The 18,913-nt window shown below is 58.7% G+C and carries 17 protein-coding genes; 6 read left to right on the forward strand and 11 right to left on the reverse strand.

The genetic code is table 11. From position 1 onward, the window contains the following. Positions 1 to 45 precede the first annotated feature (45 nt). The 4 genes from G6N80_RS15570 to G6N80_RS15585 form a co-directional block, all read right to left on the reverse strand. The gene (locus tag G6N80_RS15570) at positions 46 to 1,191 is read right to left on the reverse strand and encodes an alpha-hydroxy acid oxidase (protein ID WP_165135088.1); all 1,146 of its coding nucleotides are present in this window, start codon (positions 1,189 to 1,191) and stop codon (positions 46 to 48) included. A gap of 95 nt (positions 1,192 to 1,286) precedes the next feature. Continuing rightward, positions 1,287 to 2,594 carry a guanine deaminase gene (gene guaD, locus G6N80_RS15575; RefSeq protein WP_165135091.1) on the reverse strand — a complete coding sequence of 436 codons (1,308 nt, stop codon included), beginning with the start codon at positions 2,592 to 2,594 and terminating at the stop codon, positions 1,287 to 1,289. Position 2,595: 1 nt separating this feature from the next. Further along, positions 2,596 to 3,840, reverse strand: coding sequence for a urate hydroxylase PuuD (gene puuD / locus G6N80_RS15580; RefSeq protein WP_165135094.1), 1,245 nt, complete (start codon positions 3,838 to 3,840; stop codon positions 2,596 to 2,598). Positions 3,841 to 3,953: 113 nt separating this feature from the next. Then, a complete protein-coding gene (locus G6N80_RS15585; protein WP_165135097.1) occupies positions 3,954 to 4,910 on the reverse strand; it encodes a LysR substrate-binding domain-containing protein in 957 nt (318 codons plus the stop codon). A 127-nt stretch (positions 4,911 to 5,037) separates the two neighbouring features. Here G6N80_RS15585 and G6N80_RS15590 point away from each other — a divergent pair, with 127 nt between their 5' ends. After that, a complete protein-coding gene (locus G6N80_RS15590; protein WP_165135100.1) occupies positions 5,038 to 5,259 on the forward strand; it encodes a hypothetical protein in 222 nt (73 codons plus the stop codon). On the opposite strand, the gene xdhC is transcribed toward G6N80_RS15590, so the two are convergent. From xdhC to G6N80_RS15620, 5 genes are all read right to left on the reverse strand, one after another. Then, positions 5,254 to 6,063, reverse strand: coding sequence for a xanthine dehydrogenase accessory protein XdhC (gene xdhC / locus G6N80_RS15595; protein WP_165135103.1), 810 nt, complete (start codon positions 6,061 to 6,063; stop codon positions 5,254 to 5,256). The genes G6N80_RS15590 and xdhC overlap by 6 nt on opposite strands. Before the next feature lie 257 nt (positions 6,064 to 6,320). Further along, positions 6,321 to 6,698 carry an endonuclease domain-containing protein gene (locus tag G6N80_RS15600; protein WP_165135106.1) on the reverse strand — a complete coding sequence of 126 codons (378 nt, stop codon included), beginning with the start codon at positions 6,696 to 6,698 and terminating at the stop codon, positions 6,321 to 6,323. A gap of 10 nt (positions 6,699 to 6,708) precedes the next feature. Then, positions 6,709 to 9,045, reverse strand: coding sequence for a xanthine dehydrogenase molybdopterin binding subunit (gene xdhB / locus G6N80_RS15605; protein ID WP_165135109.1), 2,337 nt, complete (start codon positions 9,043 to 9,045; stop codon positions 6,709 to 6,711). Positions 9,046 to 9,344: 299 nt separating this feature from the next. After that, a complete protein-coding gene (gene xdhA / locus G6N80_RS15615) occupies positions 9,345 to 10,817 on the reverse strand; it encodes a xanthine dehydrogenase small subunit (protein WP_165135112.1) in 1,473 nt (490 codons plus the stop codon). A gap of 21 nt (positions 10,818 to 10,838) precedes the next feature. Beyond that, positions 10,839 to 11,615, reverse strand: coding sequence for a 3-hydroxybutyrate dehydrogenase (locus G6N80_RS15620; RefSeq protein WP_062553923.1), 777 nt, complete (start codon positions 11,613 to 11,615; stop codon positions 10,839 to 10,841). 140 nt (positions 11,616 to 11,755) lie between these two features. Here G6N80_RS15620 and G6N80_RS15625 point away from each other — a divergent pair, with 140 nt between their 5' ends. Next, positions 11,756 to 12,382: a hypothetical protein gene (locus tag G6N80_RS15625; protein ID WP_062553924.1), complete on the forward strand. Its 627-nt coding sequence runs from the start codon at positions 11,756 to 11,758 to the stop codon at positions 12,380 to 12,382. Between the two features lie 127 nt (positions 12,383 to 12,509). On the opposite strand, the gene G6N80_RS15630 is transcribed toward G6N80_RS15625, so the two are convergent. Continuing rightward, a complete protein-coding gene (locus tag G6N80_RS15630; protein WP_062554726.1) occupies positions 12,510 to 13,007 on the reverse strand; it encodes an invasion associated locus B family protein in 498 nt (165 codons plus the stop codon). A gap of 359 nt (positions 13,008 to 13,366) precedes the next feature. On the opposite strand from G6N80_RS15630, the gene G6N80_RS15635 reads away from it, so the two are divergent. The 4 genes from G6N80_RS15635 (at position 13,367) to sbmA (ending at position 17,906) form a co-directional block, all read left to right on the forward strand. Then, a complete protein-coding gene (locus G6N80_RS15635; protein ID WP_062554727.1) occupies positions 13,367 to 14,431 on the forward strand; it encodes an LLM class flavin-dependent oxidoreductase in 1,065 nt (354 codons plus the stop codon). Between the two features lie 20 nt (positions 14,432 to 14,451). Next, on the forward strand, positions 14,452 to 15,207 hold the full coding sequence (map, locus tag G6N80_RS15640; RefSeq protein WP_062553925.1) for a type I methionyl aminopeptidase: 756 nt from the start codon (positions 14,452 to 14,454) through the stop codon (positions 15,205 to 15,207). A gap of 105 nt (positions 15,208 to 15,312) precedes the next feature. Continuing rightward, positions 15,313 to 16,497 (forward strand): YbfB/YjiJ family MFS transporter, encoded by a 1,185-nt coding sequence (locus G6N80_RS15645; protein ID WP_246251420.1) that lies wholly within the window; start codon positions 15,313 to 15,315, stop codon positions 16,495 to 16,497. Between the two features lie 131 nt (positions 16,498 to 16,628). Then, positions 16,629 to 17,906, forward strand: a complete 1,278-nt coding sequence (sbmA, locus tag G6N80_RS15650; RefSeq protein ID WP_062553927.1) for a peptide antibiotic transporter SbmA — start codon at positions 16,629 to 16,631, stop codon at positions 17,904 to 17,906. Between the two features lie 42 nt (positions 17,907 to 17,948). On the opposite strand, the gene G6N80_RS15655 is transcribed toward sbmA, so the two are convergent. Further along, complete coding sequence (locus G6N80_RS15655) at positions 17,949 to 18,845, reverse strand: polysaccharide deacetylase family protein (RefSeq protein ID WP_425503890.1); 897 nt, start codon at positions 18,843 to 18,845, stop codon at positions 17,949 to 17,951. Positions 18,846 to 18,913 lie beyond the last annotated feature (68 nt).

Here is an 18,913-nt window from a genome sequence, read left to right on the forward strand (position 1 = left end):
CGCGTTCCGGATTCCCTTGGGTCCGGAGCGCAATATGTCAGACGCTTAATATGGATTGTGAGCCAATATGCTGCGATCCACAGTCTGGATGTCACGCTTGCCGCAAAGCGCCATGGTGACATCCAGTTCCTTGCGTAGGATGCTCAGGGCCAGGTCCACACCCTCCTTGCCCATGGCGCCGAGGCCATAGAGGAAGGGACGGCCGATATAGGTGCCGCGCGCACCAAGTGCGACGGCCTTCAGGATATCCTGGCCAGAGCGAATACCGCCATCGACATGCACTTCGATACGGTCTCCTACGGCGTCGACGATCTTCGGCAGCATGCTGATGGAGGAGGGAGCGCCGTCCAGCTGGCGTCCGCCGTGGTTGGAAACGATCACCGCGTCGGCCCCGGTATCGGCTGCCGCGCGAGCGTCTTCTTCATCCAGAACACCCTTGATGATGAGCTTGCCGCCCCACTGCTGCTTGATCCATTCAATGTCTTTCCAGGAAAGACGCGGATCGAATTGTTCTGCTGTCCAGGAGCCGAGCGACGAAAGGTCCGATACATTCTTCGCGTGGCCGACAATGTTGCCGAAGGTGCGGCGTTTCGTGCCCAGCATGCCGAGGCACCATTGCGGGCGGGTCGCCATCTGCCACACATGCTTGGGCGTGAACTTCGGCGGCGCTGAGAGGCCGTTGTGAATATCCTTGTGGCGCTGACCGAGAATCTGCAGGTCGGCAGTCACCACCAGTGCCGAGCAGCCGGCACGCTTTGCGCGATCAATCAGGTTCTGGACGAAATCGCGGTCGCGCATCACGTAGAGCTGAAACCAGAACGGCTTTGTTGTGACTGACGCGACATCCTCGATCGAGCAGATGCTCATGGTGGACAGCGTGAAGGGAACGCCGAATTCTTCAGCGGCCTTTGCTGCCAGCATTTCGCCATCCGCGTGCTGCATGCCGGTGAAGCCGGTCGGGGCCAGAGCAACCGGCATGGCGACGTCATGACCGATCATGGTGCTCTTCAGCGACCGGTTGGTCATGTCGACCATGACGCGCTGGCGCAGTTTGATGGCTGCGAAGTCGTCTTCGTTCGCCCGATAGGTGCCTTCCGTCCAGGAGCCGCTATCCGCGTATTCAAAGAACATTTTCGGAACGCGGCGGCGGGCAAGCGACTTCAGGTCGGCAATCGTCAGCGGGGCAGTCATTACTCTAAAGTTCCTCCGGGTCGTTGTTCAACAACTAGCATAGGTGTCGCCCGAAGGAAGCAAAAAGTATGATTTGGGAAGCCTTTGCTGCTCACCTAATCCAGAGGCTTCATCGGCTTTCCGGCCACGTAGGTTTCCACGACGGAACGGTCGTCACCCAGTGTTTGCAGCAGGAAAAGCTCTTCCGGCAGAGTGTTGACCGTTTCCATGCGCAGCCGCATGGCCGGTGTCGCGGAGGCGTTCAGGACCACCAAATCGGCATCGGTGCCTTCATCCAGCGTGCCGATGCGGTCTACAAGCGAAAGCGCTTCCGCGTTGCCTCGCGTCATCAGGTGGAAGCTTTCCAGCGGGTTCAGCCGCTCGCCCAGCAATTGCTGGATCTTGTAGGCCTCATCCATGGTCTTGAACATCGAATAGCTTGAGCCGCCGCCGATATCGGTTGCCACGCCGACGCGCACGGGCTTCTCGCGACGCCGGATGGCTTTCAGCGGAAAGAGACCTGAGCCGAGGAAGAGGTTCGAGGTCGGGCAATGCACCGCAACGGAGCCGGTTTCCGACAGCACATCCGCCTCGCGTTCCGAGAGATGGATGGCGTGGCCGAGCAGCGTCTTCTTGCCCAGCAGGCCGTAACGGGCATAGATGTCGGTGTAATCGGTCGCGTCCGGATAAAGCTCGCAGGTAAAGCGGATTTCGTCGTGGTTTTCCGAAAGATGTGTCTGGATATGCAGATCCGGAAATTCCTTCGCCAGTGCCTGCGCGGCGCTCATCTGCTCTGGTGTCGAGGTAATGGCAAAGCGTGGCGTGATGGCGACGTGATTTCGACCCTTGCCGTGCCATTCTTCGATCACGGCACGCGTTTCATCATAGCCGAGCTGCGGCGTATCCAGCAAACCTTGAGGGGCGTGGCGATCCATCATCACCTTGCCGCCCACCATCAGCATGTTGCGCTTCGTGGCCTCACTGAAGAAGGCGTCAGCAGATGCCTTGTGAACAGAGCAATAGGCGACGGCGGTCGTGGTGCCCTGCCGCAGGAATTCGTCGTAAAAATGCGTGGCAATGCGGGCCGCGTGGGCGCTTTCGACGAAGCGGCATTCTTCCGGGAAAGTGTAAGTATTCAGCCATTCCAGCAGGTTGGCCGCGTAGGAGGCAATGACCTGCATCTGCGGGAAATGAACATGGGTATCAATCAGGCCCGGCAGAATGAGGTGCGGGCGATGGTCCACTTCCTCCACGCCTTCCGGTGCGGCAGCCTTTACCTGCGTATAGCTGCCCATCTTCGCGATGCGCCCGTCCTGCACCAGCAGACCGCCATCCTCTTCATATAGATAGCTTGCAGTGTCGGTCAGGCTTTCCGGTGCGCGATGGAAGGAGAGCAGGCGGCCGCGAAGAAGAAGTGAGGTCATGTTATTGTGTCGCTCCGGCACCCTTGACGGCGCTTTCATACCAGGCCGTCAGAAGCTTGCGCTCATCCGGCGAAATTTCGGTGATATTGCCCGGCGGCATGGCATGGCTGCGGCCTGCCTGAATGTAGATCTCATGCGCATGACGGGCGATCTCGGCATCGGTTTCGAACTTCACATCCTTGGGCGCAAAGCGAATGCCTTCCCAGACCGGTTCTGCCGCATGGCACATGGAACAGCGACCTTGGACGATTTCCTTCGCCTTACCGAAATGCGCATCGGCCACGAATTGCTGCTGCATGGGTGAAAGTACGGCCGCCTGCTTTTCTCCCGTCAGCACTTTCGGCACGGTGGAGAGCCACATGATGAGGATGAACAACAGCACGGTCACGAGCCATGTCCAGGTGGGCTTTCCCTTGCGGGCGTGCGTGGTGTTGAACCAGTGGCGGATGGTAACGCCCATCAGGAAGACAAGTGCTGCGATAACCCAGCTGAACTGGGTGCCAAACGCCAGCGGATAGTGGTTCGACAGCATGAAGAAGATGACAGGCAGCGTGAGATAATTGTTGTGCAGGGAACGCTGCTTGGCAATGCGGCCATATTTCGGGTCTGGTGTGCGGCCTGCGATCAGATCCGCCACCACGATCTTCTGGTTCGGGATGATGATGAAGAAGACGTTGGCGGACATGATGGTGGCGGTGAAGGCACCAAGATGCAGGAAGGCAGCGCGACCGGTAAAGATCTGCGTATAGCCCCAGGCCATGGCGACCAGCACCACGTAGAGGATCGCCATCAGGCCCCAGGTATTCTCGCCGATGGGGGACTTGCAAAGCTGATCGTAGATGATCCAGCCGATGGAGAGCGAGGCCAGCGACAGCAGAATGGCCTGCCAGGAGCTCAGCGGCAGCACATCGTGATTGATGAGGAAGAGATCGGCGCCGCCATAATAGACCACGCAGAGCAGCGCGAAACCGGAAAGCCAGGTGACATAGCTTTCCCATTTGAACCAGGTCAGGTGCTCCGGCATCTGCGCGGGCGCGACCAGATATTTCTGGATGTGATAGAAGCCGCCGCCATGCACCTGCCATTCTTCGCCATAGGCACCCGGCGGCAGGTGAGGGCGCTTCACCAGCCCCAGATCCAGCGCGATGAAATAGAAGGACGAGCCGATCCATGCGATTGCAGTGATCACGTGCAGCCAGCGCACGGCGAAGCTCAGCCATTCCCAGGCTATGGCATATTCATACATTTCGGTTTTCCCGATTCATTCCCCGACATGACACTTTGCGAAAATTCTTAAACGAAGAAAAGCAGAAAGGGTGCATTGCAGCAGATATTCAGCCTTGTTTGCATGCGCGGCGGCTACGGGTTGCCGATATCCGGTGGCAGGATGCTCGCGTTTGGTGAAAGCTCCATCGGCAATAATCTCAGGTCGTCTGCCAGCTTCTTCGGCAACCAGTCTCGAAAGGCCTGGATCTTTGCCATTCTGCGACGGTTTTTGGGATAGATGAGCCAGTAGCTGTGGTCGTCCTTCTTGAACACGTCAAAGGGCATGATCAGGCGTCCGGCTTCCAGTTCCTCGCCATGAAGAAACGGGCTTAACAAGGCCACGCCGTGACCGGCGATTGCGGCACTGCCTTCCAGATCGAGTGCGCCGTCCGCATCGATCGTAATAGTGCCGGGTAGGGGAATGTCTATCCCGTTCGATCGAAACCAGATTCCCCACCATTTATTGCTCCCACCAATCAGCGGCAGTTTCAGCAGATCCATCGGCGTTGTCACGCCACCGATTGTTTCGGCCAGCTTCGGGCTCAGCATGGGCGCATAGTTCAGTCGGAACAGCTCGTGCGCTTCCACATCCGCTGGCTGCTGCTCAGCTCTCCAGATGACGACGTCGGCATTTTCAGTTCTAAAATCGACCGGTTTCTCTGCACGCAGGATGCGAACCGCAAGACCGGGATGTGAAAGCTGGAACGACCCGATATGGCGGGCCAGCCAATGGGAGGCAAAGGTTGGTGTAGACCGGATTTCCAGAACGCCTTCTGCCTCTTGCTTTGCGTCGGCGATTGCATCGGACAGGAGTGAAAACGCTTCCGTCACTTTCGGGATCAGAAGTTCACCGGTGGCAGTCAGCGAGATGCTGCGTGCCTCGCGCAGGAAAACCGCGCGGTCCAGATGATCTTCCAGCAGTTTGATCTGGTAGCTCACGGCGGTCTGGGTCATGCCCAGTTCTTCGCCCGCCTTTGTGAAGCTCTTCAGACGCGCCACCGCTTCAAAGGCTCGAAGACCGTTGAGCGGGAGCTTCCGAGACATTTTCATGCATAAGCTCTCTTTCTGGGTTCGCAGGCATTTCGAATTGGTAGAGCGCAGGAAACGGGTGGTATGTCACCGGATATGGGCTCATTTGTCGAGCCAGACATGAAAAAATCTAGTGTTGGAGGCCATCATGGCGGTCTGGACCTTCGGTTCTGCCCGGCGCAAAACTGCGTTCCGGATTTGGTACACGCGTCTCATGGGCAGGCTGTTGCGTTTGCGCTCAAAGGAGATGGAACCGGTGCCTGACGAGCTACAGCAGGATCTCGCGATCAGTGGAGGAGATCGTCATTCCGATCCACCACGCGAGGATTTCTGGAAGCGGCTCGTCGAGCGCAGGTTGCCGCCTTTATAGGCCGCGGCTGGTGGTACGGCGCGCATAGGTCTCCAGCAGTTCCGCAGCCACCAGCGCCGCAATCACCGCCGGGCGCTTGTCGCGGACCGTCGTGCCGCCGATGGGAAGAACCAGCTTCTCGCTGGAGATTGCGCCCTCCGCTTCCTTCGCCAGCCAGCTCTTGAAGGTCGCCCTCTTGGTGGATGAGCCGATCATGCCAACATAGGCCAGATCATTGCGGGCAAGGGCTTCCTTCGCGATGAGGAAATCCAGCGCGTGATCATGGGTGAGGATGATCACGGCGCTGGCTGCTGGTAGATCTTTTATCAGGGCTTCCGGCATGGCCACATGCCGCGCGGTCACTGTGTCCGGCAGGCCGAGCAGTTCTTCCGCTCTTGTTTCCACCACCGTCACCTGCAAGGGCAGGGGCGTGAGAGCTGCTGCCAGTGCTTTTCCCACATGTCCCGCGCCGAAGAGCATGACTCCGGGGTTGGCTGCTGACTCTGCGGCAAGGCGTGACTCAAGGTCTGCTGCCAGTTGCGGCGTCACGTGATTGAAGGTGAGCAGGGTTCGCCCGCCGCAGCATTGGCCGATCTCCGGTCCGAGAGGCACGTCCATCTGCGTCTGGCCGCTGCCGTCGAGACAAGCGCGCGCATTGTCGATTGCCATGAATTCCAGCTGCCCGCCACCGATGGTCCCAAAGCATTCCGCAGCAGACACCAGCATGAACGCGCCCTGTTCCCGCGGCGTCGATCCCTTCGCGCTGGCAACGGTCACGAGGATGACGCGCGGGTTACGGCTGAGGAAGGTGGTGAGAGAGGTCATTTGATCCGACCCATAATCATTGCGAAGAATGCGTGAAGGTGCGCACCCCCCTCTGTCCTGCCGGACATCTCCCCCTCAAGGGGGGAGATCGATTCGGGGCGCCCTCCCAATCATATCTGATCCTCTCGGTGCTCAGCGATGTTAACACTTCTGCCTCGTCTGGCTTCAGGAGCGAGCGGGTAGCCATTCTGCCGATCTCCCCCCTTGAGGGGGAGATGTCCGGCAGGACAGAGGGGGGTAAAGCTCCGACGTGGACGCTATACTTCTTCAAAGCGTTCAATTCCGATAACCTTAAGTATATGCGTGCAAACATCGTCCATTCGATTGAGCACTTCATCATTGGTTAAGCGGATGACCCGCCAGCCGAGTGCAATCAGCGCGGCGTCCCGGTGGTAATCCCGCTCAATCTGCTTGTCCAATGAATGTGTGGCTCCATCGATCTCGATAATCAGCCTGTGTTCGGCGCATGCGAAGTCCGCGATGTAGCCGCCAATCGGCATCTGCCGCCGAAAGCTTAAGCCCATCAGCCGGTGCGCACGCACTGCATTCCAGAATTTCAGTTCCGGTTCCGTCAACGCGCGACGCATGCGCCGCGCATTTTGACGATTGCGAACCGGGACTTCGAAATGCGGCATTGTCAGCCTGTCACATCGCCTTCAGCCGCTCCACGGCCATCAGCACGCGTTCTGGCGTTGCGGGGGCATCGAGGCGCGGGCAGACGGTGTAATCGGCAATGGAGGCAACGGCCATCGAGAGCGCTTCAAGCACAGAAATGCCCAGCATGAAGGGAGGCTCACCGACCGCCTTGGAGCGACCAATGGTGGCCTCCTTGTTTTCAGACCATTCCGCCAGCTTGACGTTGAAGATCTTCGGACGGTCGGATGCCAGCGGGATCTTGTAGGTGGACGGCGCGTGTGTGCGAAGCCGACCCTTCGTATCCCACCAGAGTTCTTCCGTCGTCAGCCAGCCCATGCCCTGCACGAATGCACCTTCCACCTGGCCGATATCGATCGCCGGGTTCAGCGACTTGCCGACATCGTGCAGAATATCGGTGCGATCCACCAGATATTCGCCCGTCAACGTATCGATGGAGACTTCCGAGCAAGCCGCGCCATAGGCGAAGTAGTAGAAGGGGCGGCCCTTGCCCGCTGCACGATCCCAGTGGATCTTGGGCGTCTTGTAGAAGCCTGCGGCGGAAAGCTGAACGCGATCATAATAGGCGGCACGCACCAGCGTGTCGAACGGTACCTCGTCCTCGCCCACACGCACGCGATTGGCAAGGAACTCTACCTGATCCTTCTCCACCTTCCATTGACGGCAGGCGAAATCGATGAGCCGTTCCTTGATCTGGCGGGCTGCATCATAAGCAGCCATGCCGTTCAGATCCGAGCCGGACGAGGCGGCCGTGGCAGACGTGTTCGGCACCTTGCCAGTGGTCGTGGCGGTGATCTTCACCCGGTCGATATCGACATTGAAGGTGTCGGCCACCACCTGCGCCACCTTGGTGTAAAGGCCCTGGCCCATTTCCGTGCCGCCGTGGTTCAGGTGAATGGAGCCATCCTGATAGATATGCACCAGCGCACCGGCCTGATTATAGGCGGTCATGGTGAAAGAGATGCCGAATTTCACGGGCGTCAGCGCGATACCCTTGCGGATGACCGGGCTGTTTTCGTTGAACTCGATGATGGCCTGACGGCGAGCGCGGTAATCACTGGAGGCCTCCAGTTCTTCCACCAGCTTCAGGATGATGTTGTCTTCCACCTCCTGATGATAGGGCGTTAGCGTGCGGCCCGATCCCGGCTGGCCGTAGAAGTTCAGCTTGCGGATATCGAGCGGGTCCTTGCCCACTGCATAGGCGATTTCCTCGATGAAGCGTTCGCCGCCCACCATTCCCTGCGGCCCACCAAAACCACGAAAGGCGGTGTTGGAGCAGGTGTGGGTTTTCAGCGGCTTAGAAGTGAGGTGCACATGCGGATAGAAATAGCTCGAATCCGCATGGAACAGCGCGCGATCCGTCACGGGGCCGGAGAGATCCGCCGAGAAGCCGCAGCGAGCCGCATAGGTGGCATCGACAGCGTGAATGCGGCCTTCCTCATCGAAGGCGAGATCGTAATTGACGTGGAAGTCGTGGCGTTTGCCTGTTACGGCCATGTCTTCATCGCGGTCGGGCCGGAATTTTACGGCGCGGTTCAGCTTCTTGGCTGCCACCGCTGCCAGGCATGCAAACAGATTGCCCTGCGTTTCCTTGCCGCCGAAGCCACCGCCCATGCGGCGTGTCTTCACTTCCACCGCATTGTTGGCGCAGCCCAGAACATGGGCAACCATATGCTGCACTTCGCTGGGGTGCTGGGTGGAGGACCAGACGAGGATATCCTCGTCTTCACCCGGAATGGCCATGGCGATCTGGCCTTCCAGATAGAAATGCTCCTGACCGCCAATATACATATGGCCCTGAACGCGCAGCGGTGCCTTTTCGATTTCCGTTTCCGGTTCGCCGCGCTTCAGCGTCATGGGCTTGACGACCAGCGGTGCATCATTGGCCAGTGCGCTATCGATATCCGTCCAGTGGGGCAGATCCCGGTATTCGATTTTTGCGAGACGGGCAGCCCGGCGGGCCTGCTCGCGCGTTTCGCCGATGACCACAAAAATCGGCTGGCCGTGGAATTCGACCTTGTCCGTCGCGAGCAACGGCTCGTCATGCTGGCCGGTTGAGGCGACATCGTTGATGCCGGGAATATCGGCAGCGGTAATCACATCCACAACGCCGGGTGCGGCGCGGACGGCGGTGAGGTCGAGAGACAGGATTTCGGCATGAGCCCGATCCGACATGCCAAGTGCTGCATGCAGCGTGCCAGCGGGTTCCGGAATGTCATCGATGTATTCGGCGGTGCCGGTCACATGCTTGTGGGCGGAATCATGCCTGAGCGAGGTGTGCATCGGACCATTAATGGTGTTTTTGGCTTCGAAGGTGGTGGTATCCATTAACGGGCTCCTTCGATGATGTGGCAGATTTTCTGTGGCTGATGATATCTCTCTGTGCTGTCTGGCGATGAGGGAAGCTTTACCCCCCTCTGTCCTGCCGGACATCTCCCCCTCAAGGGGGGAGATTGACTTGCGGCACGCTCCCAACACGTCTGCATCCCGATGTGGGTGCGGTGGTTGCGACCTGAATGGCTTCCGATGAGTTTGCGCCTTGCCGATCTCCCCCCTTGAGGGGGAGATGTCCGGCAGGACAGAGGGGGGTCATTCAAGACCACTGAACTCGAGAAAGAACTCATCCCTCAAGCCTCCTCGGGCTCGAAGCGAGACAGTTCCTGCGGCTGGCCAGCGGTTTCCAGGAAGAAGCGCGTCAGCAGGTTCTTGGCAGTCAGCGCGCGATACTCGGCTGTAGCGCGCCAGTCCGTCAGCGGCGTGTAATCTTCATCGAAAAGATCGCGTACCGAAGCGACCGTGTTCCAGGTCCAGGGGCGACCTGCCAGACCGTTTTCGACATGGTTGGCGCGCTTGGGTGTACCCGCCATGCCGCCGAAGGCGATGCGACAGGTTTCCACGCAGCCCTCGCCATCCAGCTTCAGGTAGAAGGCGCCGCAGAGTGCCGAGATATCCTCATCGCGGCGTTTCGAGATTTTGTAGACGGCGTAATATGCTTCCTCATCGGGCAGCGGAACCGTGAATTTCTCAACACACTCGCCGGGTTGACGGTCCTGCTTGCCGTATTCGATGAAATACTGCTCAAGCGGCATGGAACGCGAACCGGTGGCGGAGCGCAGTGTGAGTTCGGTGCCGAGAGCGATCAGTGCCGGAGGCGTATCCCCAATGGGTGAGCCGTTGGCGATGTTGCCGCCGATGGTGCCCATATTGCGAACCTGCTGGCCGCCGATGCGATCAATGAGGCGACCAAGCGCTGGATAATGGCTTTCCAGCACTTCGAAGGCTTGGGTATAGGTGACGCCCGCGCCAATGACGATGCTGGTTTCATCTTCCGTAATGGTTTGCAGATCGGTCAGGTGATTGATGAAGACGACCGGATTGATGGGCCGCATCTGCTTCGTCACCCACAGGCCGACATCGGTGGCGCCCGCAACGATGGTCGCGCTCGGATGCTCGGCCAGCACCTCTGCCAGATCGGAGAGTGTGCCAGGAATGATGGCCTGATTTTCACCCTTTGAAATGCGGATGGTGTCGCTGGACGAGCGTATGGTCCAGAGCTTGGCCATGATCTCGGCGCGGTCGCGCTCGATCGGGTCGAACAGGGCGCTTGGGCGTTGCGTCGCCACTTGCTCGGCGGCCTTGACAATTGGCTCATAGCCCGTGCAGCGACAGAGATTGCCTTGCAGCGCCGTTTCGATTTCCGCCCGCGTCGGGTTTTCGGTCGTCATCCACAGGCCGTAGAGCGACATGACGAAACCCGGCGTGCAGAAGCCGCATTGCGAACCGTGGCAATCCACCATGGCCTGCTGCACCGGGTGAAGCTCGCCGTTCTTTCCCGCCAGATGCTCCACCGTCACCACATGGGTGCCGTGGAGGGAGCCGACAAAGCGGATGCAGGCATTGACGCTTTCATAGCGCAGCGCGCCGCCGATCAAGCGACCGACAAGCACAGTGCAGGCTCCGCAATCGCCTTCCGCGCAGCCTTCCTTGCTGCCAGTCAGCCTTCGTCTCAGCCTCAGATAATCCAGAAGCGTTTCCGTCGGAGCAAAATCGCCTAACGAAACATCGTCGCCATTGAGAATAAAACGGATGGCTGATGTCATGCCTGTTCCCTTGTGAACGGTTTATTGGGCGGTCCAGCCGCCGTCGATAGTGATGTGTGTGCCGGTAATCTGCCGTGCTGCGTCGCTGGCGAGGAAGAGGGCGGTTTGTGCCACTTCCTCGATGGAGACGAATTCCTTCGTCGCCTGCAAACGGAGCATGACGTCCGTCTTGACCGCCTCTTCCGAGATACCACGTTCGCGCGCCGTGTCGGGGATCTGTTTCTCCACGAGGGGCGTCAGCACGTAGCCGGGGCAGATGGCGTTCACTGTAATGCCGGTTTCGGCCAATTCCAGTGCGGCGGTTTTGGTGAGACCCAAAACGCCGTGCTTGGCTGCCACATAAGCAGATTTGAACGGGGATGCAACAAGTCCGTGCGCGGAAGCCACGTTGATGATGCGCCCCTTGCCCGCCTTTTTCATCAGTGGAATTGTGTGGCGCATGGTGTGGAAGGCGGAAGACAGCAGGATCGCAATCAGCTGATCCCACTTCTCGACCGGAAAATCCTCGATTTTCGAGACATGCTGGATGCCGGCATTGTTGACCAGCACATCCACCGTTCCGAATTCGCGCGCGGCCGTGGCAATAAGGTCGGCAATTTCATCCGGTTTCGTCATGTCCGCGCCATGATAGAGAACGCGGCCTGTAGAGAGCGAATCAAGCTCCGCGCGAGCGGCCTCGATTTCTTCCGCTTTGCCGAAACCGTTGATGATCACGTTGGCGCCTTCGGCTGCGAACGCACGGGCAATTCCAAGCCCGATGCCGCTGGTGGATCCGGTTACGACGACGCTTCTGGCCATGCTCATTCTCCCTGTCTCACGGCTCTGTTGCAGTGCATGAGAGGAAGGTATGCCTAAAGCGGCACGGCTGGCAATGTCTCGCGTATATGTAGTATGGTCTTCCTGATTGCAATCACGTTACAATTTCAGGAGAGACACTCATGATGATGCCAAACGACACGCCAACGACCTCCGCGGCAGCCGCGACCCTCGGCAGTGCGCATCTCTTGCACATGTCCCGCGTGCCTTATGCCATCTCCCTGTTCTGTGTGTTTTCGATTGTTGCTCTATTTACTGCGCAGATCTTTATTCCAGGGCCCGTCATGGGGGCGGTATCGGAGAGTGATGATCCGATCTACCGGCTGCTCATCCCCAATCTCGTTTTCATCATTCTCTTTTTCATTGCCTGCATTGCGGCCTTTGTCGGCTACAAGCTGACGGTCGCTTCCGGCGCAGCGGCAGCGCCAGTAATCCCCAAGAACGATTACGAGTTGTTGGCACCATTGGTGGCGGAGGGTAAATCGGATGCGATTGACCAGTATGTGCGATTGAGCAGCCTCACGCGCTTTACCGGAACATTCACGCAGCTGGGACTGACCGGGCTGCCGCTGGCAACGATTTTCCTGACGCTTGTCTTTTCGTTCCTGGCTCTCTTTGCCGCGCAATTTCTCGATCTGGCAAAGTTGACGCTGGGCGCCTTCATCGGTTCTTTCGTCCAGCGGCAGGTCGAGCGGCAGAATTCTCCGAGCACCGGCGATGCCGCTGCCCGGTTTGCCGAATCGGCCTGAGTTCAGGCCTGGTTTCGCCTTCTGCTACAGCGCGGCACGTTCGATTGAACGCGCGAACGACGCTGTAAGACCTTGACTTGATGCATGCTCGTTCCGCTCAACCGAATCCGGTTGAGCGCGACATGCATTAGCGGCAGTTGCTCACCGCGCTGAGGGCGGCGGAAACACCCTTCAGCGAGTAGGTGTAGCTGGTATCGGTGCCGCGTGCGGATATGGCTTTGACGGTCATGTCGCTGCCGCCACGCATGGCCGCAACAAGCTCCGGCTCTCGCTGCGGATCGCGGACCCAGGCTGCGTTCTCCTTCGGAATCATCGTGAAGGTATCGCCGCCAATGGTAACGGTGAGCTTCGAGCCTTCCTTGAGGCTGTAGCCCATGATGGCCTGCGGCATCAGTCCGGATTGCCCGGTCTGCGGCGCGACCAGAAAGAAATTGTCCCCATGACTGACGCTTGCCGGTTGCTGCTGCACCGGCACGGAGAGCACGTAGCAGTTCTTGGCTGTGCCAGCGCCATAAGAATAGACGCCCCAGGCATCGAATTGCTTGATCCGGTTCGGTTGGGCTGCAAAGGCCGAGGTGGATAGCAAGGCGATGGAAATGGCTAGGGCGCATGTCTTTATGGACATCGAACTCTCCTGATCAGAAATGTGAAAAACAGCCCAGACGAGCATGCTCTGCGTGGGCGTGACAGCGTGTGATTGAACCGGGGCAGAGTTATCGAAAGGTTAAGGGAGGGATCAACCCTTGAGACACTCCGCTCACAAAGGGTTGATGACATGTGCTCAGATTGGAGTTGTTGTCGGGTTGAAGTAGCGCGCGAGGTTCCTGCAATCATGATTCCGGAAGGCTCCCTAACCGGCTGATTGCGGAATCGTTTTGGCTGTTGCGTATCGAAATTCTTGACGGATTGTTTCGAGACTTTCTGCTTTGCAGGAGCCGTGCCAGTTTCTATCTACAAGCTAATGTTGAAACACGGATGATGATCATGGAACTCGGCCTTTATACCTTTGCGGATGTCGATCCCAATGCGGCGACCGGAAAACGCGGACCGGATGCGGCACTGCGGCTGAAGCACCTGCTGGAGGAGATCGAGCTTGCCGATCAGGTAGGGCTCGATGTCTTTGGCCTTGGCGAACATCACAGGCCGGATTATGCCGTCTCGTCACCGTCCACGGTTCTGGCTGCGGCGGCGGTCAAGACAAAGACCATCCGGCTGACGAGTGCTGTTTCCGTGCTGAGCTCCGATGATCCGATCCGCGTGTTCCAGCAGTTTGCGACGGTGGACCTTCTGTCTGGCGGACGCGCCGAAATCATGGCTGGCCGTGGATCTTTCATCGAATCCTATCCGCTGTTCGGCTACGACCTCAACGACTACGACCATTTGTTTTCCGAAAAGCTGGACATGCTCCTGACGCTTCGCGATCAGGAGATCGTCAACTGGTCCGGCGAGTTGCGGGCGCCGATCAATAATCGCGGTGTCTATCCACGCCCCCTTCAGGAGAAGCTGCCGATCTGGATCGCTGTCGGTGGTACGCCGCAAAGCGTGGCGCGGGCTGGCGCCATGGGGCTGCCGCTGGCGGTTGCGATTATCGGCGGCGAGTATGCGCGCTTTGCGCCCTTTTTCGAATTGTATCGCGAGGCAGCCCGCCGCGCCGGTCAGGATCCGACAAAGCTGAAGACCAGCATCAATGTTCATGGCTTCATTGCCGATACGACGGAAGCTGCAGCCGATCAGTTCTACGGGCCGCAGGCGGCAGTCATGGATCGCATCGGCCGGGAGCGCGGCTGGCCGCCTACCAACCGCGCCCAGTTCGACCGTGCGCGGTCTGCGCCGGGCAATCTGTTTGTTGGCGATCCCGAACTGGTGGCAGAGAAGATTGTGGCCGCGCATCGCGTGTTCGGCAATGACCGCTTCCTGCTGCAGATGGCAATCGGCCTGATGCCGCATGACCAGATCATGCGGGGCATCGAACTCTTCGGCACGAAGGTTGCGCCTCTGGTCAGAAAAGAATTGACCTCGCAACCGGAAGGGGCGAAACCCGCCGCCTGACGCGGTTGATGGATGATGTGATGATTGTTTCCAGCGAAGACGAATTGGACAAGTTGAAGGCGATCGGGCGGTTGTGCGCCCGGGCCGTCGACCTGATGGGCAAATCGCTGGAGCCCGGTATCACCACGAAGGAACTCGACGATATTGGCCGCAGGCTGCTGGAAGAGAACGGAGCGCAATCGGCACCGGAATTCTGCTACCAGTTTCCAGGCGCCACCTGCATCAGCGTCAATGAAGAGGTTGCACACGGCATTCCCGGAGACCGCGTCATTCAGGCGGGCGATCTCGTGAATATCGATGTCTCTGCCGTGAAAGACGGGTTTTTCGGCGATACAGGATCTTCCTTTGCCGTGCCGCCGGTGAAGCGTGAAATCGAAAAGCTGGTGCGCGATGGACGTCGGGCGCTCTGGACAGGTTTGCAGCAGGTGAAGACCGGCAAGCCCATGGCAGGCATCGGCAACGCCATCGGGACCTTTGCCAAGAAAAACCGCTATACGCTGATCACCAATCTTGCCAGCCATGGCGTTGGCCGTTCGCTGCATGAGGAACCCTCAGAGCTTCCGACATGGCCTGATCCGGACGAGACGCGGACCATGGAGGAGGGGCTTGTGTTCACGGTCGAGCCGTTTCTGTCGCTGGGCGCAACCTGGGCCGAAGACGGCGGCAATGGCGACCCGTGGACGCTGTACGGAGATCCGCGCGCTCCGACTGTGCAGTTCGAGCATACGATCGTGGTGACGCGGAATGGCCCGCTCATTCTCACGCTGGCGGAATAGGCTGTGCCGCTGCCTGGTTCTTGCTGTGCCAATTATCAAGAAGCGTGATATCAGCCATTTCCGATCTTTGATTGTGATCTGCTTCAGCGCCTGCCATAGGGGCGCATGATCAAAATACAAAGTTCCTCTTCCCCGCTGATGATCGGTCTTGCCGGTGGTCTGGTCATGGCCGCCGCCATGGGCTTCGGCCGATTTTTCTACACGCCGGTCCTGCCGGGCATGATGAGCGGCATTCCCCTGTCTGCCGCGGATGCCGGTCTCATAGCAGCGGGAAATTTTGCCGGCTATCTCTGCGGCGCGCTGCTGGCCTCGCAAGGCTGGGCGACGGGTTTTGAGCGGAAGCTTGCGCTTGGCGGACTACTGGCAACAGCGCTGCTGCTGGTTGCCATGGCAACGACCACTTGGTTGCCAGCGTTCATCCTGATCCGGTTTTGCGCAGGACTGGCCAGCGCATTCGCCATGATTTTCACCTCGTCCATCGTTCTGGCGCATGGTGCCGGACGGGCGAGCGTCGGGGCGCTGCATTTCGGTGGAGTGGGCGCTGGTATCGCGGCCTCATCTGTGCTGGCGCTGATCATCAACATCCAATCCGCCGGTCCAAGTGATGGCTGGCGTGTGAACTGGCTTGCCGGTGCTGCGGTCGTAATGCTGGTTCTGTTCTTCGTGGCGAGACTGCTGCCGCAGCCGGTCACGACCCGCAGCGCAGAGGCGGAGCCGCCGATACGCTGGACGCGGCCGCTCGTATTGATGACCGCATCCTACGGTCTCTTCGGTTTCGGTTATGTGGTGACGGCAACCTTTCTGGTCGCCATCGCACGCATGGCCAATGCCGGGCCAGTCGTGGAAGCCGGATCATGGTTTGTGACGGGCATCACCGCTGCCGTTTCGCTGTTCATCTGGCAGCCCTTCGTCAATCGGTTCGGCCTCGTTCGAAGCTATCTCGCCTGTCTTTTGTTGGAAGCCTTTGGCGTATTGGCATCCGTCTATCTGCCGCCGATTGTCGGCACACTTGTTGGTGGGCTGTCGCTGGGCGTTACCTTCATGACCGTCACGTCGCACGGTCTGCAGGTGGTTCGCGCACTTGCCCCCGCCAGCGCGCGAAAAGTACTGGCCCTGATGACGGCGGCCTTCGGAGTTGGCCAGATCTTCGGGCCTCTGGTGGCCGGATGGGCAACGCAATGGAGCGGCAGTTTCACGCTCGCCTCGGTCATCGCCGTCCTTGTGCTATTGGTTTCCTTCGTCCTGGCTTTGCCGGTCGTGCGAACCTTCGAGCCTCTGCGGAAGATATGAACTTTCGTAGATGCCTTACAAATGCGTAACTTAGGCGCTGCGCCATTGCTGCGCTGCATGAACTGTCCTAGTTTCGCGCCCAAATCAATCCATGCGGCCGCTTGCGGCTGAGCACAAGGAAACTCGCTTCCGTGTTTCACTCGTTTTTTCCCAAACCGAAATTCTACTTCGCTTCCGGAATCATCTGGTCGCTCGTGTGCGTCCTTGCCTGGTACTTCTTCGTGGATGGCCTGGGCGCAAGGCTTGGCTTTGCCGTGCCGGACGGAACGCCTGAACCGTATGATCTCAGCTATTTCGCGTTTCCACCAAACGTCTGGTTCTACGCCTATTTTGCGCTGTGCCTTTTTCTGTTCGGCGCGACCTGGACGGTGATCGCCAAGGATCATCCGTGGAAATGGTGGTCGATCTGGGGAAGCCTGCTGATCATTGCCGTGACCTATTTTGGCGTTCAGGTCACCGTTGTCATCAACAACTTCCGTCGGCCTTTCGGCGATCTGCTGCAGAACGCCCTGTCACAGAAGCCCGGCATCACGGTCTGGGATTTCTACAATCTGCAGATTATTTTTGCGAAGATCGCCTTCCTTTCCATGGGCGTCTCCATTCTGACTGACTTCTTCACCAGCCACTACATCTTCCGCTGGCGTACGGCCATGAACGATTTCTACATGGCCAACTGGGAAAAGCTCCGTCATATCGAAGGCGCCTCGCAGCGTGTGCAGGAAGACACGATGCGCTTTTCCGCAACGCTGGAAGGCCTCGGCATCAACCTGATCAATTCGGTGATGACGCTGATCGTGTTTCTGCCGATCCTTTATGCGCTTTCAAGCTACGTGACCGAACTGCCCGTCATTGGCGAAATCGCGCATCCGCTCTTGTGGCTTGCCATATTCTGGCCCGCCTTCGGCACCGTGCTCCTGGCTGTTGTCGGCATTAAGCTGCCCGGCTTGAACTTCCGGAACCAGCGCGTGGAAGCGGCTTACCGAAAAGAGCTGGTCTACGGCGAAGATGACGGTTCTCGAGCTCAGCCACCGACGGTGAAGGAACTGTTCGGCAATGTGCGCAAGAACTATTTCCGTCTGTACTGGCACTATCTCTATTTCAACGTGTTCCGCTATTTCTATGTGCAGGCAGACGGCATCTTCCTGCTGATCATGCTGGTGCCGACGATCGTGGCGGGCAAGATCACCTATGGTATCTACCAGCAGATCGCGACTGCCTTCGGGCAGGTCAGTAACTCGTTCCAGTATCTCGTGAATTCCTGGACCACGATCATCGAGCTTCTCTCCATCCACAAGCGCCTGAAGGCCTTCGAGGCGGCCATCGATGGCGAGCCTTTGCCGGAAATCGACCAGCGTTATCTCGCCCGCGAAGATAGCGATGGCGAGATGGCGGCAAACAAGCCGACCTGAAGAAAGCAGGGGCCACGCGGGAAACCGGGTGGCCTCATTCTTTCAGAGGGTAGAAGGGTTCTGCGCGTTTCGCGTGCCAAGCGCCCGTATGGCCTCGCCATAGGTTACGCAGGCAACATCCTGCATCTGGCAGACTTCGGTTGCCAGCCTTTCCATCGCCCGCCAATAGGCGCCGCCATTCATTTCCACGAAGTGAAAGCCAAGCTGCAACGGAATACGGTCGCCTGCATATTGCCGATCGAAAGCGGTACGAAAGGCCGCATAGCTGCGTTCCTCGAACTCCGCCGAGCGACTAGGATTTTCCACGCCTGCCGAATGGCGGATGAAGAGGTTATAATCCATTGCGATGATGTTACGCCGCTCCGGCCCTTCGGGAATGAGAGGCAACCCGAACATCAGCACGCCGTTTTCGCGTGTCGGCAGCATCGGACCTTTGCTTATGCCGCTGCCATCATAGGTGAAACCTTCGTCGCGTTCGGCCTCTGTCAAGGCGTCACTTGTGGACAGATAGGGCGCGCGAAAGCCCTTGATGCCGTTCTTCACGAAATCCCGCCAGCCTGCGGGCTCCTTGTCCGGCGCACCCAGATCGACCCAGGCAGACCCTAGCAGCGAGCGGAAGCTGCGCATTTCCTGCTGCCAATCGGCCTTGCTCCATTCGCGTCCATCGAAGTGACCGCAGGTATGGCTTGCAATCTCGTGGCCTTCCTGCCGGGCGTTCCAGACATGGTCCAGCCTGGTAAGCGCTTCTTCCTTCGTCTGGGCAAACCCGATGTTGGATTTGCCGGGCCTCTGTCCAGGCCCCTGATATGTTTTGGCGCGGGCGCGATCAATGACGAGCGTGCAGGAGAGGAAATAGGTGAAGTGCGCGTTGACCCGTTTGCCAAGTGTGCGGCTGCGCTCCCACAGCGCATTGTTTCCGGCGCCATCAAACGAGATCATCACCAGCTGTCTTGGTTTGTCCTGTGCAAGAATGTTGCCCGGAAATGCGACAAGGAATGAAAAAAGGG

Source organism: Rhizobium rhizoryzae, from assembly GCF_011046895.1.
GTDB classification, from domain to species: Bacteria; Pseudomonadota; Alphaproteobacteria; order Rhizobiales; family Rhizobiaceae; genus Neorhizobium; species Neorhizobium rhizoryzae.